General features: G+C 72.7%; 15 protein-coding genes and 1 pseudogene. 11 read left to right on the top strand and 5 right to left on the bottom strand.

From position 1 onward, the window contains the following. Nucleotides 1-29 precede the first annotated feature (29 nt). Both ACZ6EG_RS33490 and ACZ6EG_RS33485 read right to left on the bottom strand, forming a co-directional pair. The gene (locus tag ACZ6EG_RS33490; protein WP_469610322.1) at nucleotides 30-1,640 is read right to left on the bottom strand and encodes a serine/threonine-protein kinase; all 1,611 of its coding nucleotides are present in this window, start codon (nucleotides 1,638-1,640) and stop codon (nucleotides 30-32) included. A gap of 68 nt (nucleotides 1,641-1,708) precedes the next feature. Next, a complete protein-coding gene (locus tag ACZ6EG_RS33485; RefSeq protein ID WP_391972040.1) occupies nucleotides 1,709-2,833 on the bottom strand; it encodes a hypothetical protein in 1,125 nt (374 codons plus the stop codon). A 175-nt stretch (nucleotides 2,834-3,008) separates the two neighbouring features. Between ACZ6EG_RS33485 and ACZ6EG_RS33480 the strand changes: the two genes are divergently transcribed. The 3 genes from ACZ6EG_RS33480 (at nucleotide 3,009) to ACZ6EG_RS33470 (ending at nucleotide 5,522) form a co-directional block, all read left to right on the top strand. Next, on the top strand, nucleotides 3,009-4,382 hold the full coding sequence (locus ACZ6EG_RS33480) for an NlpC/P60 family protein (RefSeq protein WP_469610318.1): 1,374 nt from the start codon (nucleotides 3,009-3,011) through the stop codon (nucleotides 4,380-4,382). 84 nt (nucleotides 4,383-4,466) lie between these two features. Further along, the gene (locus ACZ6EG_RS33475) at nucleotides 4,467-4,955 is read left to right on the top strand and encodes a hypothetical protein (RefSeq protein ID WP_469610315.1); all 489 of its coding nucleotides are present in this window, start codon (nucleotides 4,467-4,469) and stop codon (nucleotides 4,953-4,955) included. Between the two features lie 261 nt (nucleotides 4,956-5,216). Further along, nucleotides 5,217-5,522 carry a hypothetical protein gene (locus ACZ6EG_RS33470; RefSeq protein ID WP_391972037.1) on the top strand — a complete coding sequence of 102 codons (306 nt, stop codon included), beginning with the start codon at nucleotides 5,217-5,219 and terminating at the stop codon, nucleotides 5,520-5,522. A 43-nt stretch (nucleotides 5,523-5,565) separates the two neighbouring features. Here ACZ6EG_RS33470 and ACZ6EG_RS33465 read toward each other — a convergent pair whose 3' ends face one another. After that, nucleotides 5,566-6,132 carry a TetR/AcrR family transcriptional regulator gene (locus ACZ6EG_RS33465; protein WP_469610311.1) on the bottom strand — a complete coding sequence of 189 codons (567 nt, stop codon included), beginning with the start codon at nucleotides 6,130-6,132 and terminating at the stop codon, nucleotides 5,566-5,568. A 149-nt stretch (nucleotides 6,133-6,281) separates the two neighbouring features. Here ACZ6EG_RS33465 and ACZ6EG_RS33460 point away from each other — a divergent pair, with 149 nt between their 5' ends. From ACZ6EG_RS33460 to ACZ6EG_RS33445, 4 genes are all read left to right on the top strand, one after another. Next, a complete protein-coding gene (locus tag ACZ6EG_RS33460; protein WP_391972035.1) occupies nucleotides 6,282-7,751 on the top strand; it encodes an MFS transporter in 1,470 nt (489 codons plus the stop codon). A gap of 115 nt (nucleotides 7,752-7,866) precedes the next feature. Continuing rightward, nucleotides 7,867-8,520: a CatB-related O-acetyltransferase gene (locus ACZ6EG_RS33455; RefSeq protein ID WP_469610307.1), complete on the top strand. Its 654-nt coding sequence runs from the start codon at nucleotides 7,867-7,869 to the stop codon at nucleotides 8,518-8,520. Between the two features lie 83 nt (nucleotides 8,521-8,603). Continuing rightward, nucleotides 8,604-9,773 (top strand): macrolide family glycosyltransferase, encoded by a 1,170-nt coding sequence (locus ACZ6EG_RS33450; RefSeq protein WP_469610375.1) that lies wholly within the window; start codon nucleotides 8,604-8,606, stop codon nucleotides 9,771-9,773. 596 nt (nucleotides 9,774-10,369) lie between these two features. Then, nucleotides 10,370-11,239, top strand: coding sequence for an AraC family transcriptional regulator (locus tag ACZ6EG_RS33445; protein ID WP_469610304.1), 870 nt, complete (start codon nucleotides 10,370-10,372; stop codon nucleotides 11,237-11,239). A 497-nt stretch (nucleotides 11,240-11,736) separates the two neighbouring features. Here the strand turns inward: ACZ6EG_RS33445 and ACZ6EG_RS33440 are convergent, their stop codons facing one another. Further along, nucleotides 11,737-12,624: a septum formation family protein gene (locus ACZ6EG_RS33440; RefSeq protein WP_469610301.1), complete on the bottom strand. Its 888-nt coding sequence runs from the start codon at nucleotides 12,622-12,624 to the stop codon at nucleotides 11,737-11,739. A 533-nt stretch (nucleotides 12,625-13,157) separates the two neighbouring features. Here ACZ6EG_RS33440 and ACZ6EG_RS33435 point away from each other — a divergent pair. Next, a pseudogene (locus tag ACZ6EG_RS33435) lies at nucleotides 13,158-13,334 on the top strand (tetratricopeptide repeat protein); the annotation flags it as partial. Between the two features lie 69 nt (nucleotides 13,335-13,403). On the opposite strand, the gene ACZ6EG_RS33430 reads toward ACZ6EG_RS33435, so the two are convergent. Continuing rightward, nucleotides 13,404-13,982, bottom strand: a complete 579-nt coding sequence (locus ACZ6EG_RS33430) for a TetR/AcrR family transcriptional regulator (protein WP_391972031.1) — start codon at nucleotides 13,980-13,982, stop codon at nucleotides 13,404-13,406. A gap of 157 nt (nucleotides 13,983-14,139) precedes the next feature. Between ACZ6EG_RS33430 and ACZ6EG_RS33425 the strand changes: the two genes are divergently transcribed. From ACZ6EG_RS33425 to ACZ6EG_RS33415, 3 genes are all read left to right on the top strand, one after another. Continuing rightward, nucleotides 14,140-14,700 (top strand): hypothetical protein, encoded by a 561-nt coding sequence (locus ACZ6EG_RS33425; RefSeq protein WP_391972030.1) that lies wholly within the window; start codon nucleotides 14,140-14,142, stop codon nucleotides 14,698-14,700. 405 nt (nucleotides 14,701-15,105) lie between these two features. Next, a complete protein-coding gene (locus tag ACZ6EG_RS33420) occupies nucleotides 15,106-15,477 on the top strand; it encodes a DinB family protein (RefSeq protein ID WP_469610382.1) in 372 nt (123 codons plus the stop codon). A gap of 110 nt (nucleotides 15,478-15,587) precedes the next feature. Beyond that, nucleotides 15,588-17,393: a serine/threonine-protein kinase gene (locus tag ACZ6EG_RS33415; protein ID WP_469610298.1), complete on the top strand. Its 1,806-nt coding sequence runs from the start codon at nucleotides 15,588-15,590 to the stop codon at nucleotides 17,391-17,393. Nucleotides 17,394-17,706: the final 313 nt, after the last annotated feature.

Here is a 17,706-nt window from a genome sequence, read left to right as displayed (position 1 = left end):
GACCTCGCCGAGTGATTCCTCCGCAGGCCTCAGGCCGCCTTCCTCCAGACGGTCATGCCCAGTTGCAGGAAGGCCTCCTCGCGCAGGGCCGTCTGCTTGACCTGGATCGTGAGCGCCGCGATGTCGCCCGAGTCGTTCCCGACGCAGATCTGGGTGCCCTCGTCGGCCGCCGCGAGGGTCCAGGTGCGGTACTCGGGGCCGGTGGCACCGCCCAGGAGGTGGCGGCAGGCCTCGGGGGAGGCGGCCTTGCCGTTGAACAGCTGCACGAACCGGCTGGTGTCGCTTTGCAGCGCGCAGTCGACGTCGTCCTCGCAGTCCAGGCGGATGTCGCCCGTCCGGTCCTCGGGGAGCATCGGTTCGTTCAGGCTCAGGGAGTTCGCCCGGCGCAGCCACACGGGGGACCGCACGTGGGGATCCGACGTGTCCAAGGCGTCCGGGGCGGGCTGCGACGCCCCGGGGGAGCCGCCGGCCGCCTGCGGGGTGCGCGACGGCGACGCCGCGGACCGCGTCGGCGCGGGAGTCGACGTGGGGGCGCCCGCGGCCCGCTCGCCGAGGCCGAAGCGCTCGCCGAGGCCGAACCCGTCGCCGGTGAACCACGTCAGCCCCGTCAGCAGCAGAGCGCCCGCCACCACGGCCGCACCCGTGAGCAGCGCGGTGCGCCGGCCCAGCGGCGCCCGCCGCCGGGCCGGCCTGAGCGACAGCGTCGAGGCCGCCGTCGGGGGATTCACCGGCGTGCGCACCGGGTCCGGGACACTCGCCTCGGGGCCGGTGACCTCACGCCAGACGGCCGGCCCGGCGCCCGCGTCGGCGTCCGCCCCCAGATGCTCCCGGCACCACTGGACGACCTCCGCCGGTGTGGCCCGCTCCCGCGGGTCGGGCGCCAGGCACCGGGCGAACAGCGGACGCAACGCCTCCGGCAGCCGGGACAGGTCGGGTTCCTCGTGCACGATCCGGTACAGCACCACCGGCGCCGTGCCCTCCCCGTACAACGGTTCGCCCAGCGCAGCGAAGGCCGCCGTCTGGGCCAGGGCGAAGACGTCGGTCGCCGGGGATATCCCACCGGCGGTCGCCTGCTCGGGCGCCATGAAGTGGGGCGTGCCGACCGTGGAGCCGGTGGCGGTGTGCGAGGAGAGGTCGGCGGCGACCGAGATACCGAAGTCGATCACCCGCGGTCCGTCGGCGGCCAGCAGCACGTTGGACGGCTTGAGGTCCCGGTGCACCACCCCCACGCCGTGGATCGCCTGAAGCGCCTCGGCCACGCCGGCCATCAGCCACAGCACCGCGGGCACCGGCAGCGGGCCACGCCGGGCGACGGCCGCCGTCAGGGACGGCCCGGGCACGTACAGCGTGGCGAGCCAGGGGGGCAGGCCGTCGGTGTCGGCGTCGACGAGTTCCGCGGTGTAGGCGCCCCTGACCCGGCGGGCGGCCTCCACCTCCCGGCGAAAGCGCCGCCGGAAGGCCGGGTCGTCGGCGAGTTCCGGGCGCACCACCTTGATCGCGACCGGGCGGCCGCCCTGGGTGTGCGACAGGTACACCCGGCCCATGCCCCCCGCGCCGAGCCGGGCCGCGAGCCGGTAGCCGGCCACGACGGGAGGGTCGCCCGCCTGGAGGGGCTGGAACACCTCGGTGGTGCCGTTCATCGAACTGTCGTCCCCCTGATCCCCGCCCGGCCGAAGGTCCGGCCCCGGACAGCAGCCTAAAGGCGAGGTCATGCGGCGGGAGAGCCCGCCACCGCCCTCCCGCAGGGGGCCGGGTAGGAACTCTCCGCCGTGGCGTACGGCAGGCACACGCCGCGCTCGGGCGCGTACCGCAGGAGGTGGGAGCGGACCCGGTCGGTGTAGGGACGTATGCGGTCCGGGATGCCGTTCTCCTTCTGCACCACCCAGGTAGCGGTGCGGTAGGCCGCGGCGAGGTTGAGGGCGGGGTCCCCGGCGACGCCCTCCAGCTGCGGTGCCAGCGTGCACAGCATCCGGCCGAGGGCCGCGATGGACGTCTCCGCGTCGAGCGGAGGCCGGGGGACATGGTCCTGCCGGCCTTCCGGGAGGTAGTACCGCAGCACGCGGGGGGTCCAGCGGGCGATGCCGTACTCGTCCGCGGCGGGATCGCTCAGCTGCGGGTCGAAGTCGCTCTCGGTCTTCAGCATCGCCGCGACGAGGGCGGGCGAGACCTGCGGCGCAGCGCAGGCGGTGCCCGCCGCCACGATCGCGCGCCGGTAGCGGGCGGGGATGCCGGCGTCGCGGGCGAACCACGAGTCGAGCGCCCGGGTTTCGGCGTCGCCCCGGGGCGCGGACGCGGCCCCCGTGGTCGCGAGCAGCAGCGCGGCTCCCGTGATGCCGACGGCGCGGCGCAGGAGGTGCCGCCGGCCCAGGAACACCACCGCGGGCGCGTCCCGCGCGGGACCCGCCCCGGACGGGCCCTGCGCCGCGTTGCGGGGAGGCGGGAGCTGCGCCGGTGCGCCGGACACCGGGGCGGCCCCGGACGGCCCCGCGACTTCAGCGACCTCCGACAGCTCCGCGAGTCGGGCGGCTTCCGCGGCCTCCGACAGCCCCGAGAGCTCCGCGCGTTGGGCGAGTTCCGCGGACAGGGCGCGGCGGCGCGTCTCCCACGTCGCCACGTCACCGCCGCACGCCGCCACATAGGCGGCGAGGACCGCGGCGCTCGGCAGCCGCTTGCCGCCCGCCGCCGCGGCCAGCGTCGAGGCGGCGAAATGGGTCCGTGCGGCAAGACGCTGGTACGACGGCGAACCGGCGGCGCGCCGCAGCCCGCGCAGGTCCCGAGCGAAGAGCGCGAGCGGCCCGCCTCTCGGGTCGAGAGGCTGTTCGTGCCTGCCCATGACGAAGTCCCCCGACTGTGCCCGGCCCCGGACGGCCGACTTTTGTCCGCCAATTGTCCACGGATTGTCCTGCGGGACAAAGCTCTGGCCCGGCGGCGCTTTGCTGGGCCCGTCCGGGCCGCCACGACGCACGCCCGGGCACGCCGACACACGATGAGGAACCGGGGAAAACGAGATGAGACCAAGTGAGCGCGGTGACCGTGGCCGAAGACCCCTGGACCGCGGGCGCCCGTTGAGACTGCTGCTCGCCGCGGTCATGGCGGCGGCCTGTCTGGGCCTGCCGGCCACGACGGCGACCGCCGCCACGGCGACACCGGCGGCGGCCCCCGAGACCAGGGCCGCCACCACCCCCGCCGCCGGCCGGACCACCACCCCCGCCACCACCCCCGCCGCCGGCCGGGCCGCCGACGCCTGCGCCCCGCTGAAGGCGGGGGCGAGCGCCACCGCCGAGGACGCGGTGGAGGTCGCCTGCCGCTACGTGGGCTGGAGTTACGCCTGGGGTGGCGGCCACGCCCAGGGCCTGCCCGGCCCCAGCCAGGGCATGATCGACCCGACCGACCCACGCTCGTACGGAGACCCCAAGCTCTGGAGCTTCGACTGCATCGGACTGGTGCGCTGGGCCTGGTACAAGGCGACCCGGCAGGACATCGTCAGCGAGCGCACCACGCAGTCCACCTGGCAGAACCCGGGCTACGCGCACACGAAGTTCACCAAGGAACAGGGCGAGGCCCCGCTGCTGCCCGGCGACATCCTCTACTTCGGTACGAGCATCACGCACGTCGCGCTCTACCTCGGCGACGGCAAGGTCGTCGAGGCCCCCAACTCCGGTGACGTCGTCCGGGTCGCCGACGCCCGCTGGGACCGCTACCAGGGCGCGTTCCGGCCGCACACCGGCGGGGTGTTCCCGGTCTGGGAGTACGACGGGCTCGGCCAGCACGTGAAGACGTGGGGCCAGCCCAACCTGCGCGAGGACTCCCACACCGGCAGCCCGGTCAAGTGGCAGAACGGCAACGGCATCTCCGTCGCCGTCCGCGCGCTGTGCCAGCGGGTCGGCGAACGGGTCACCGTCGACGGCATGGTCAACAACGTCTGGACCTACCTGCCGGACTACCGCAGCTGGGTGAGCAACCTGTTCCTGCAAGGCCCCGCGATCATGCCGGGCGTACCGTCCTGCGGTCAGTACGCGGCCATCGGGGGCACGCTGGACGGCGCCGACTCGAACACGTCCTGCGGCGACGGCACCGAGCCGAACTCCACGGGCGCCTGGACCGCCAAGTCGGCCACCGTGTGGGGCCGCACCGTCGAGCTGCGCTACAACGGCACGACCGCGTGCGCCTGGGGCCGCATCATCGGCGGCACGGTCGGCGACGAGATCTGGGTCGACCGCAGCAGCGACGGCGGCGAGACGTGGGAGCCGATGCTCGGCTACACCACCGTCACCTCCGGCGGCGACGCGTACACCACCCAGTGGAACGACAACGGCCTGGTGATGCGCGCCTGCGGCACCAACGGCAAGGGCGGAACGATCGCCTGCACCGGCTGGTACTGACCCCGCCCGCCCCGCGCGCACTCCCTGCGCCACCATCCCGTTCGCGGTCCCGGCGACCGCGCCCCAGACAGGACAGAGGAACCAATGACCTCCCTTTCCACGAAGCCAACGACGAAGCCAACGACGAAGACGACGACGACGGCGGCGGCGGCGAAGGCGACGAGCAGGACGAGCCTCGCCGGGCGCATCGCCTCCGGCCTGCGCACGCGTGCCGCCACCGTCATCGGCGCGACCGCCCTCGCCGCCACCGGCACCCTCACCGGCGCGGCGGGCACCGCGCACGCCGACGGACACGGCGCCGGCTGGTACGGCGTGTGGGCGTCGGGCGTCAACCTCCGCACCGGCGGCGAGGAATGCCAGCTCCGGCCGGGCACGGTCAACTGCTTCCGCATCGTCAACCAGGTCAGCGCCCCCGAGGCGGTCTACGTGTACTGCCAGACGTACGGCATCGAGTCCGTGGGCGGCAACCCGTACTGGCTGTGGGTCATGCCGACCCACGGCGAGCGCGGCTACATGTCGAGCTACTACATCGACAACGCCTCCAACTGGATCGACGGCGTACCCGAGTGCTGAGCCCCGCCGGCTGAACCCACCCGGTGCGGTGCCCCGGCGCACGGGACACCGCACCGGCCCCCGCTCCAAGGACGGCCCGGCACTGCGGAAGGGCCCGCCCCGACGGCATCCAGGGCACGGCCGGCGCCACGCGGCCGGCAGATCACGGCCGGCGGGGCCGGAGGATGCCACCCTTCGCTGCTGGGCCTCCACCACGTCCCGGAGCAGTACAACGCGCTGTCGCGCGCCTGGCGACGCGGCGAACGACGGAAGGCTGGACCGATGACCGGACGGTGGCAGGCGGCCCTGGGGGCGAACGTGCTTCTGGGCGTCCCCGGGGTCATACCGATCTGGATCCTGTGGTTCCTCGCGGCGAGCTGGACGAGCGGTCCCGAGGCGACGGACAACGACCCCATGGTCCTCTGGCTGCCGATCGCGGCCGTCGTCGTCGTCCCGTACGTCCTGCTGTGGCTGTCCGTGAACCGCGCTCTGGCCCGACGGAGTTCGCTCACCTCACGGACCTACTGGTGGCTCAGCGCCCTGGCCACGTTCGTGCCGACCACGGCGCTGATCATCTACTCGCCCTAGGAAGGGAACCAGGACGTGCACGTTCCCGGGGGCCGGTTCGAGGTCACAGCAAGCGGTCGACCAGCCCGTCGATGTAGTCCGGGGTGAGCGGGACCATGCCGAACAGGACGCGGATGTACATCGGGGCCAGGATGTGGTCCAGCACGTCGAACGCGTCGGGTGCGCGCTCGCCACGGTCGCGGGCGCGATCGAGCATGGACTGCAGCTGGCGGGTGCGTTCGGCGCGGAGGTCTCCACCAGCCCGCATGCCCTGCTGACCGCTGCTCGACAGGGCGACGGCCAGGTGCAGCACCGCCGGCCCCTCGGGTCCGGTGATCTCGCGGGCCACTTGGGCCGCGTAGGTGCGCAGGTCGCCGGCCAGGCTCCCGGTGTCGGGCATCGGCGACTGCGTGTTGAGGCGGGTGAGTGCCACGTCGGTGAGCAGGGTTTCCAGGTTGCCCCACCGGCGGTAGATGCTGCTGTCGGCTACGCCTGCGCGGGCCGCGACCTCGCCGACGGTGAAGCTGCCGTAGCCGCGCTCACTGATCAGTTCGGTGACGGCCTGGTGCACCTGCGCGCCGACGCGGGCGCTGCGCCCGCCGGGCCGCCGGGCTCGCTGTCGCTCGTTCATGCCCCCACCTTAACGCAGTCATCACTTGCGTTTGCGAGGCGACCGTCCCTATAGTCCCCTAAAGCAGTCAGCGGCTGCTTTAGGGTGCTCGGCCTCTCGCCACCTGCGTCGCAAGCGGCCGGGCACAACTACCGATCGAGGGGGACCCCATGGCTGCACCGCCAGCGACCACAGGCAGCCGATCGAACCGGGCTGTGCTGCTCACGGTGACCTGCCTGGGCCAGTTCATGGTCCTGCTCGACAACACGATCGTCGGAGCGGCACTGCCCGATATGCAGCACCGGCTGCACACTCAGTTGACCGGTCTGCAGTGGATCGTCGACGCGTACGTCCTGCTGGTCGCCATGCTGCTGTTGTCCGGCGGTGTCTTCGCCGACCGGTTCGGCCGCAAGCGGGTGTACCTGACCGGCGTGGCGGTGTTCACCGCCGCGTCGGTGGTGTGCGCCCTCGCGCCCTCGCTCGGCTGGCTGATCGCCGGCCGGGTGCTGCAGGGCATCGGGGCCGCGGCACTGAGCCCTGCCTCGCTCGCCCTGCTCGCCGCCGCCCATCCCGTGCCGCGCGAACGTATCAAGGCGATCGGGCTGTGGGCCGGACTCAGCGGAATCGGTCTGGCCGCAGGCCCCGTGGCCGGCGGCGTCCTGACGGACGCCTTCGGCTGGCCCGCCATCTTCCTGGTCAACGTGCCCATCGGCGTGGCCCTTCTGCTGGCCGGTCTGAGCAGCCTCGAGGAGACCCGCAACCCGGCCGCCCCCGCGATCGACATCCCGGGCACGGTGCTGTCCGTCCTGGGGGTGGGAGCGCTGGCCTACGGGCTGATCGAGGGCGGTGCCCGCGGCTGGACGTCCCCGGTGATCCTGGGCGCCTTCACCGCCGCGGTGTTCCTCCTCGCCGCCTTCGTCGCCGTCGAGGCGCGCCGTTGCGCTCCGATGCTGCCGCTGCGGCTGTTCCGGCAGCGCCTGTTCACCGTGTCCAACACCGCCATGACCGTGGTGGGGTTCGCGCTCATGGGTTCGTCGTTCTTCTTCTCCCAGTTCTTCGTGTACGTACAGGGCAGCTCGATCCTGCGCGCCGGCCTGCAGACCCTGCCGGTGTCCCTCGCCATGGTGATCGTCAGCCCCTACGCGGCTCGGCTCGCCTCCCGGTACGGCTTCCGCACCGTGGTCACCACCGGCCTGGCCCTGGCCGGCCTGGGACTGCTGGCGCTCGGCATGGTGCACGCCGACACCGGTTACGCGCACGTGTGCTGGCGGCTGGGAGCCGTCGGCACCGGCTTCGCCCTGACCCTGTCCCCACTGACGGGAGCCGCCATCCAAGCAGTCAGCCCGCAGGAAGGCGGCCTCGCCTCGGGCATCAGCAGCACCACCCGGCAGATCGGCGCGGTGCTCGGCGTGGCGGTACTCGGAGCTGTCGTGCGCACCGGGCAATCCGGCGGCGCCTCCTTCGAGACCGGCCTCAACAGCGCCTTCGTCGCGGCCGGCGCCGTCACACTGGCCACCGCCGTGTTCACCGGCCTGTGGCTGGCCGGTGCCAGGCCCGCGCAAAGCTCCGCGGTCCCGCGACGTTCCACCGATCCGGACGCGGTCACCACCTCGAACGCGGCATCCACGAAAAGCAGTTGACGACGACAACCGCCTTGGCCGGAAGATGTACCGCCGCAAGCTCCTCCAGCGGGACACCTCCCAGCACCCACCAGGACGACGCTCCAGGTCCACCCGGAGAGGAACCACCTCCACGATGCCGCCCGTTCCCGCTGACCCCACCGTCCTCCACCCGATGCCCGAGCACCCGCGCGTAGTTCTGCTCAAACCGCTGGTGAAGTCGCCGCTGATCGAGGTCGGTGACTTCTCCTACTACGACGATCCGGACGACCCGACCGCGTTCGAGACACGCAACGTCCTCTACCACTACGGTCCCGAGCGGCTCGTCATCGGCAAGTACTGCGCACTGGGGACGGGCACCCGGTTCATCATGAACGGCGCCAACCACCGCATGGACGGTCCTTCCACCTTTCCGTTCCCCACCATGGGGGGCTCCTGGGCGGAGCACTTCGACCTGATCACCGACCTGCCCGGCCGGGGCGACACGGTCGTCGGCAACGACGTGTGGTTCGGCCACGGCGCCACGGTCATGCCCGGCGTGACCATCGGTCACGGCGCGATCATCGCCGCCGGCGCCGTGGTCACCGCAGACGTCCCCGACTACGGCATCGTCGGCGGCAACCCGGCCCGGCTCATCCGCACCCGCTACGACGCAGCGGACATCGCCCGGCTCCTCGCCGTGGCGTGGTGGGACTGGCCCGTACGGCACATCACCGAACACGTGCGGACGATCATGTCCGGGACCGTCGCCGACCTGGAGCGGGCCGCCGCGCAGATCGACCGGCCCTGACACCGCGTCCTCGCCACACCGCCCGCAACCGCCGCGCCAGAAACGAGTGATCGCCCGTGTCCCGTCGCCGCGCCCACATCGCGATGGTCGGCGTCCCCATCGTCAGCCATGTCCTGCCCAGCCTCGCGCTCATCCGCGAGCTGGTGGACCGCGGGCACCGGGTCACCTACGCCAACGACCCCTTCGTGGCCGACCGGATCGGGTCCGCCGGCGCGGAGCTGGTGCCCTGCACCTCCACGCTGCCCGTCGCCGACAACGACTGGCCCGCCGATCCCATCGCCGCGGCGAGCCTCTTCCTCGACGACGCCGTCCAGGCCCTACCGCAACTGCGCGCCGCCTACGACGACGATCCGGCCGACCTGTACCTCTACGACATCGGCGCCTATGCCGCGCGCGCCCTCGCCGAAGCGCAGGGCCGCCCCCTCGTGCAGCTGTCCCCGACGTTCGTCGGCTGGGACGGCTACCAGGAGGAAGTCGCGGCGCATCTGCGGAAGCTGCCGGGCGCCGACGCGTACCGGGACAGGTTCGCACGGTGGCTCGCCGACTGCGGTGCGACCACCACGGACGTGGACACGTTCTCCGGCCCGCCCGCCCGGGCCCTCGCGCTGATCCCGCGCGCGATGCAGCCGCACGCCGATCGAGTGGACACCGACACGGTGACCTTCGTCGGCCCCTGCTTCGACACCCGAGCGGACACGGACGCCTGGACCCGCCCGACCGGTGCGGACCACGTGCTGCTGATCTCGCTCGGCTCGGCCTACACACGCCGACCCGCGTTCTACCGTCAATGCATCGCCGCCTTCGGCGACCTGCCCGGCTGGCACGTCGTACTCCAGATCGGCAAGTACACCGACCCCGAAGAACTCGGCACCCTCCCGGCCAACGTCGAAGTGCACTCCTGGATCCCGCAGCGGGCGATCCTGGAACAGGCCGACGCCTTCGTCACCCACGCCGGCATGGGCGGCTGCGGCGAAGGGCTCCTCGCCGGCGTTCCCATGATCGCCGTGCCGCAGGGAGCCGAACAGTTCATGAACGCCGACCGGCTCGTGGAACTCGGCGTCGCCCGCCGTGTGGACACCGCTGACGCCACCGTCGAGACCCTTCGCACGGCACTGCACGACCTGGTCACCGATCCCGAACGCGTCGACCGGTCCCAGCGGTTGCAGGCCGCGGCCCGGGCCGAGGGCGGCACCCCGCACGCCGCCGACCTCATCGAGAACGTGCTGGCCGCCGCCCAGGGCGCCGCGCACTGAGAGCGGCCGCGGGCCCTGAGTGTTCGTCGGCGACCAGCACGGTGGTGCACGTCCGCTCCTGGAAGACACTCGTCTTCCCTGTCCTTTACCTGGCACCAGTTGCCGCCACGCCGGCCGTCGCCTTCGCCTGATCCGCCAGGGGAACACGGGGGCCGACGCTCTCCGCCGGGTGCTCCCGCGGGAGGGGCTCGCGCGAGGACCCGGGTGTCGTCCTCGTGCCCTCGCAGACGGTGGTCGAAGCCGCGGGCGCCGCCGCCCGCGACGCCGGCCGTCAGCGTCCCGTCCAGCGCCGTAAGGGAAAAGACGCGCCCCCTACTGCGACGCCTGCCGCCCCGATCCACGGCGACCTGCGTCGACAGTGGCAGAACACGGCCGCTCAAGGCCACATGGCCGGTCGGGCCCCTCTGCGACGCCTGCCACCGCCGGCCGGACGTCGAACTGCGCGTCATCGGCTGACCCCGCGCGCCCGGAGGCGGGCTGCCACCGGGCGAAGACGACCCCACCGGCTTGTCCGGGCGGATGATCGAATCGGTTCGCAACGGTCGGGCGCGGCCAAGGCGGCTGCTGCCAGGGTCGACATCTGAAAGGGAGGCCTCGTGATCTCGGCACTCAACCAGCTCGTCGATGCCGTCGAGGAGCACCTCGCGGAGGAACCCGACGTCCGCAGGCTGGCAGCGGCGCTCGGCACGACCGAGTACCACCTGCGCCGGATGTTCTCGTCGCTGGCGGGCATGCCGCTGTCGCAGTACGTACGGCGGCGGCGCATGACCGTCGCCGCCGCCGACGTCGTCCGGGACGAGGACGATCTGCTGAGCATCGCCGTCCGGTACGGATACGGCTCGGGTGAGGCGTTCGGACGCGCGTTCCGGGCCGTCCATGGCGCCGGCCCCGGCGAGGTGCGCCGCGATGGAGGCCCCTTGCGCACACAACCGCAGCTCAGGTTCCGCCTGACCGTAGAAGGGAGCAACCCCATGGACACCCGCCTCATCGACCGGCCCGCGTTCCGGCTCGCCGGGCACGCGGCCCGGGTCCCGCTCGTCCACCAGGGCGTCAACCCCCACATCCAGCGGCACATCGCCGCCCTGCCGCAAGGTGAGCACCTGCGGCTGAAGGCACTCGGCGACACCGAACCGGTTGGCCTGCTGCAGGTCTCCGACGACCTCGACCCCGACAGCGTGCAGGGCAGCGAACTGACCTACCTGCACGGAGTGGCCCTCGCCCACGACACGGAGGCGCCGGAGGACCTCGACACCATCGAGGTGCCGGCGGGGAGGTGGGCGGTCTTCCGTACCAGCGGGCCCCATCCGCAGGCCCTGCAGACGACCTGGGCGGCCACCGCGACCGAGTGGTTCCCCTCCAACCCGTGGCGGCTGCGCCCGGGCCCCTCGATCGTCGCGATCCTCGAGCGCGCGGACGACTTCACCACCGCGACCTGCGAACTGTGGCTGCCCGTCGAACCGGCCTGACGACCGTCGAACACGGCCCCCCGCGCTGCCCCATGGGCGCGGATCCGTGCGACCGCTACCTGGCCACCGCTCGCCGCCCGCGCCCGCGCCGCGGGGAAGCGCCGCACTGACGAAACAGACAGGCACACGTTCGGTGGTCGGGGTTGGAAGGCATCAGGCATGACGTAGAGGGAGCCCGCTCGGAGGCTCCCCGACGTCCTGTGCAACCGCGCACGCGGCCCCCGCTCGAAGGCGCAGCGCCGGGCCCCGCAGACGCCGGAGTTGTGCACCCGCGCGGACGGGATCGCGTCCTCGGACGTGGCGGGCCTCTGCCACCAGACCTGGGGAGTGTCTCGCTTCCGGCGCCTCGTCGACGACCGCGTGCCCCTGCGTACAAGGGCGGCGAACCGCAACCGTCTGGAAGGAGGCTCTCCCCGAGAGCCGGCCCGTCCCCGTAAAGCGGGGCCGGGCACCGGCCGACCGGGGACCGGCCGACCGGGGACCGGCCCTCAGAGGTGTCAGCCCGCCCAGACCTCGGCCTCGTCGGCCGGGACGGTGGTGGCCAGGCCAAGCTCCTTGCGGGCGGCGACCGACTTGTTCGGGTCGATGCCGGTGAACGCCGGGTCGTAGGCAGCGTAGAACGTGTCGGCGTCGGCGGCGTCCGCGGCCTTCTTCCAGTCGCCGGCCGCCTTCGCCAGCGTCGAACGGAGCGTGCCGACCTCGGCGCCGTCGATGCCGTCCAGGCCCTCGACGTGGGCCTGGAGTGCGGCCGCGACGGCCTTGGCCTGCGCCTTGTAACCGGGCAGGTCGGCCTCGACGGTGTCCTTCTCGGACTGGTTCGCCCACAGGGCCTCGTAGACCGCGTTCGACCCGTTGAGGTACGTGAGCTGCTCGGGCTTGAGGGACTTCGCGGTGTCCAGCGTGCCGCTCAGCTTGCCCTTCCCGGCGGTGTAGGTGCAGCTCACCGAACGGTCGCCGGTCGCCCAGCTCTCCGCGGTCGGGGTGTAGTAGAAGAGCTCGGCGCCCTTGGGGAGCGCCCAGGTGTCCGGGGCGTACTTCTGCGCCTCGACCGGGCAGCGGGTGTCCGCGATCGCCGAGACCCCGTCGTCGCCGGGGTACTTCTTGCCCTCGTCGATCGAGAACTCGCCCACGACCTGGCCTGCGTGCGCCTCGTCGCAGGGCACGATCTCGACGGTGTACGCCGTCCCCTCGGCCTTGCCGGACGGGTTGTAGCAGTCACCGGTGTCCAGCGAGAACACCGAGCGCTGGCGGGCCACCTTCTTCGCGCCGTCCTTGGCGCTGTCGACGGCGTCGGTGACGTCCGAGCATCCCACCGCGCCGATCGCGAGCAGGGCGGCAACGGCGGATATGCCGCGAAGGGAACGGTAGGGGGCACGGGCAGTCATGACGTGTACATCCTCTTACTGGATCTTTAGGTGGGGCATGCGGATCGTATGCCATCCCGGTGCCCGGTCGTGGCCGGGTGGCTCGGGGGAGGGGGCAGGCCCTCACCTCATCGCGGCATCTCAGACTCGGGACAGGCCACGGAGGTTGTACCGGCAGGTTGTACCGGTACGGAGACGCCGGCACCGGCCGGCCGGGCACTGGTGAGGCCCTGAACTCACGCCCGACGTCGTTCGTCCACGGGCGGGGAGCAGGCGCGGTACTTCCAAGCGATTGACTGCTCAGAGAGCGGGCTCTCGCCGGCGTCGACCACCCGCAGGTACGCCGTCTGGACGGTGGTGCCGGACGGCGTTGCCGATCAGATGGGTGGCCGTCCGTTCCAGGAGCACCGGGCCCCCTCGGCGCCGGGCGCAGATCCTGCTGGATGGTGAGGTCCTTGGGCGGCCGTGGTCACGCAATTCCCCCATGCCTGGCGGGCTCAGACATCATCGAATGGTTCGTCACTCCACCTGAACCAAGCACGACCGCTACTGATGTGCAGAAGAAGCTCCGCGACCGGCCCTGGGGCCCACCAGCGACAAGGTGCCCGCGATCCGGTCGTAGGAGTCTCGCCTCCCTGTCACAGGATCGCGGACGGCCGGAGGACGCGGAGCGGCTGCGCCCCTCCGTCTTCGCCCAGCGGGAGGCGCCATTGGGCCCGGACCACCCGGACACGCTCACCGCTCTCGGGGATCTGGCCCTCGTCGTGCTCGCCCTGGGGCGGCACGAGGAAGGGGTGTTCTCACCTGGAGGGCAGGATGCCTTCCACGCCGTGCAGGAACGTGTCGGAGATGAGCGCGGGGTCGAAGAGGCATCCGGCGGCCATGGCGCCGTCCCGGAGCATGACGAAGTGCCGGCCCGCCTCGTCCGCGGGCGCGCAGCCGGCCTGGGCGAGCAAGTCCACGGCGGTCTCCAGGAACCACGCCCGGTGCGCCAGCACGGCCTGGTGGACCGGGTGGGCCGGGTCGGGGTACTCGGCTGCCGCGTTCAGGAAGGCGCACCCGCGAAAGCCGGGGGACCGGATGCCCTGCGTGATCGTCCGGCTGACGGCCAGGACCGTGTCGCGGGCCGGCAGCCCTTGGGCGCGCACCGCCTCGATCTGGCCCCGGATGCCCTGGTCGGCCTGCTGGAGGTAGGCGAGGACGAGTTCTTCCTTGCCCGTGAAGTGCCGGTACAGGGTGGCCCGGGTGACGTGGGCCTCCTCGACGATCCGGTCCACGCCGACGGAGTGGATCCCCTCGGCGTAGAAGATGCGGGTCGCCGTGCCGAGCAGTCGTGACCGCGCCTCGGACGTCCTTGCGCCCCCGGTGCTCGCACTCATGGCGTCCACCGTACCAGCCACCTGAGGGAGAACGTTCGGTCTTGACGGTCGGCCGCGGACGGCCTTAGATGAAAAGAGACCGAACGTTCTCCCTCATCGAGGGCTGGTCCCACTCCGGCTGCGGCGAACGTGCCGCTCCTTCCCGAAAGGCATCCTCATGGACACCACCCTCGACACCCCCGCCACCCCCGCGCCGGCGGCGGGTGCCGCCGTGACGCTGCGGCGCCTGTACCTCCTGCGCTTCGCGTTCGCCGCCGTATGGGCCGGCCTGCTGTGGACGGCCGCCGACACCCTGGGGCCCCTCACCAAGGCGCTGCTGATCGCCTATCCGCTGTTCGACGTGGCCTGCGCGATCGTCGACGTGCGGTCCGGGCGGGCCGCCCGCGGACCGGTCCGCGCCCTGTACGTGAACATCGCCCTCAGCACCCTGACCGCCGTGGGACTGGCCGCGGCCGTCTCTTCCGGCATCCCGGCCGTGCTGCGCCTGTGGGGCGCCTGGGCCGTCACCGCCGGCCTCGTCCAGCTGGTCGTCGGCGTCCTGCGGCGCGGCATGAAAGGACAGTGGCCGATGATCGCCAGCGGCGGCATCTCCACCCTGGCCGGGGCCTCCTTCGTCGCCCAGGCCGCACAGGACGACGCCTCGCTGACCGCCCTGGCCGGATACGCCTTCCTCGGCGGGATCTTCTTCCTCGTCTCCGCCCTGCGCCTGCGGCGCTGACGGCACCACCACGCCGGGCCCGGCCCGACGCGGCCGGGACCGCGCAGGCCCGGCCCGCACCCCGTGCTACAGGCTCCACGAGGCGCCCTTCAAAGCCGCCGCTCCCGCTCCGGCAGCTCGCCCCCGGCGCAGCCACGGCACCGAGAGACCGGCGCCCGGGAGGCAGTCGAGCCCCTCCCCCGGGAGCACCAGCCGGCGCCGGATCGCTGCGCGGCCGCCGTCCCAGCGCTCACCAGCCGGCCGCCAGGGCGTGGTTGAGCAGGAGTGCCAGTATCGCCTGCGCCGTCAGCCACGGACGGTGCGCACGAGGAACGCGCCGGCCGCGAGGAGCCACAGGGCGAAGGGGAGCCAGATGCGCTCCGTCTCCGCCTGGCTCATGCCCCGCAGGACGCCTGGGACGTCCCCGTGCGCTGGCTCGGCGCGGGACTGCGCCCCGTGCGCGGCGCCGTCAGCAGCATGCTGCGCGAGGTGGAGGTGCACCACCACACCGACCCGGCCACGGGCCACGAACCGGCGCACCGGCCCGCGCCCTTCGTGCAACGGGAACTCGCCACCGTCGCGGCGGCACTCCAAGGCCGCAGCGACGCCCCGGCCCTGACGGTCGACCCGCCCGGCCCGCCTGCCGCCCGTGCCCGCCTGGCGGAAGTAGCCGGGAAGACGCCGGCCCGGCCCGGCCGTCGAGCGGCGACGGGCGACGCCCTCGCCCTCCTGACCGGCCTGGGGGACCCCGGCAGGCGCGCGAGGCACCGGCTTGCGGCGGGTGCGGCGGTTTCGTAGCGGAACCGTTGCGTGACGTGTCGGGGACGCCGAGGGGCAGTCGGTACGCTCCCCTTTGGCTTCGCGGCTTCGGCGGGGGCCGGACTGCCGCAAACAGGGGATGGTTCATCATGAGCAGCACACCTTCCGCCGACCTCTTCAAGCCACTCCAGGAGGGCGACCCGGCTGTTGTGGGCGGCTACCGCCTGGCCGCCGTCCTCGGCACGGGAGGCATGGGCAAGGTGTACCTCTCCTACACGCCGGGCGGCCGGCCCATCGCGCTCAAGGTGATCCGGTCCGAGTTCAGCGAGGAGCCCGAGTTCCGGCGGCGGTTCAAGCAGGAGGTCCAAGCCGCCCAGCGGGTGCAGGGTCTGTACACGGCGCCGGTCATCGATTTCGACACCGACGGAGTTCAGCCCTGGCTCGCCACCGCCTACGTGCCGGGCCCCTCCCTCGCGCACGCCGTGGCCCAGCACGGAGGGCTGCCGCTGCGCAGCGTGCTGCTGCTGACGGTCGGGGTGGCCGAGGCGCTCCACGTGATCCACGGCGCGGGGATCGTGCACCGCGACCTGAAGCCCGCCAACGTCCTCCTGGCCTCCGACGGCCCTCGCGTGATCGACTTCGGAATCGCCCGCGCGGCCGACGCGACCGCGCTGACCGGCACCGGCGTCAGCGTGGGCACCCCGGCGTTCATGGCGCCCGAGCAGGCTTCGGCCGGTACGGTCACCCCCGCCACCGACATCTTCGCCCTGGGACAGATCGCGGCCTTCGCCGCGATCGGCTCGCCCGCTTACGGTGAAGGCTCCTCGCACGCGGTGCTCTACCGGATCGTCCACGAGGACCCCGACCTCAGCCGGCTGCCGGGGGAGCTGCTGCCGCTGGTGACCCGCTGCCTCAGCCGCGACCCGGCCGGCCGGCCGAGCCTTACCGAGATCATCGAGCTGTGCCACGAACTGTCGCCCACCGCACTGCGCCAGGGCGAGGACTGGCTGCCGCGGACGGTCGCCGGATCGATCACCGAGCGGCTCCGCCTGCCCGAACCGGCCAGGACCCCGCCGCCGCAGCCCTCCGTCACTCCGACGCCGACCCAGGTCTCACCCCCGCAGCCGCCGCCGGGCACGGTGGACCCGTACGCGCCGACCGGGTTCGCCACACCCGCCGCGCCGGGCGCCGTGGGTCCGGTGCCGCCCCCCGGACACCCCGGACAGCCCGCGCCGGGCCACCACACCCCGGCCCCCCACTACCCCGGGCACCACACTCCCGCCCCCGGCCACCCCGCCCCCCACACGCCACCGCCCGTCACCCACCATCCCGCCGGGCCGCCGGCGCGCCAGAAGTCCAAGCGGACGGGGCTGATCGTGGCCGCGGCGGTCGTGGGCACGCTGGTCGTCCTGGGAGTCGTCGGCTCCCTGCTGTCGGACGGGGGCGGCAAGGACGAGAACAACGGGGCCAACGCCCCCGCCGGCAGCAGCAGCCCTGCGGGCGGCGACGGGAGCCCGGGCGCGGGACAGCAGAGGAAGGACCCGCGGCCCGTGTCGTACACCGGCATCGATCTGACGGACGGCTACCAGCTCATGCTCGCCGACAACCCGCCGCGGCCGGTGGAGAGCGAGGACGCGGCGTACGGCGGCGGGGATCTCTACTTCAGCGTCGTCAACTTCCTGGACGAGTCGTCGATCGGCACCGACAACGGGAAGCTCGTCCTGCTGAACAACGCACAGAAGGGCTCCCTGGAGACCTGCCGCACGGAGACGCGCTACACCGAGAAGATCGACCTCACCCAGCTCACCCAGGGATCGCAGATCTGCGTCCTCAGCGACGCGGGCCATGTGGCGGTGGCCACCTACCGCGGCAAGTCGAGTGAGAGCGACCCCGGCTCCTACGTCACCGTCGACCTGCAGATCTGGCGCAACGCGCAGGAGGCCGGAGGCAACTGAACCCGAGGCGCGAGCAGGGTCTCACCTCGTCTCCGGAATCGCGGCGCAGGCCAACGGAGTCAGAACGGCAACGGTGGCCGACGCTTGGCGAAGGACAACTGATCAGGGCAGGCGGGGCACTCGTGCCCCAGCTGTGACCGAACCGGCCTCCCTGCACACCGCCCGCGTGGCCTACGACACCGCTGTCGTCGATTTACGCCAAGCGCGTGCCCTCGATGCCGGGCCGGTCGCTGACCTCGGCTGGGGACCCGGTCACGTGACGGCACACCTTCCCTTCCTTGGGGCGGCCGCGTGCCACATCGGCCTGCCACCG

It is taken from the genome of Streptomyces sp. NPDC041968 (genome assembly GCF_055589025.1).
Note: the sequence above shows the minus strand (reverse complement) of the source record. Positions and strands in the feature narration are given on the sequence as shown.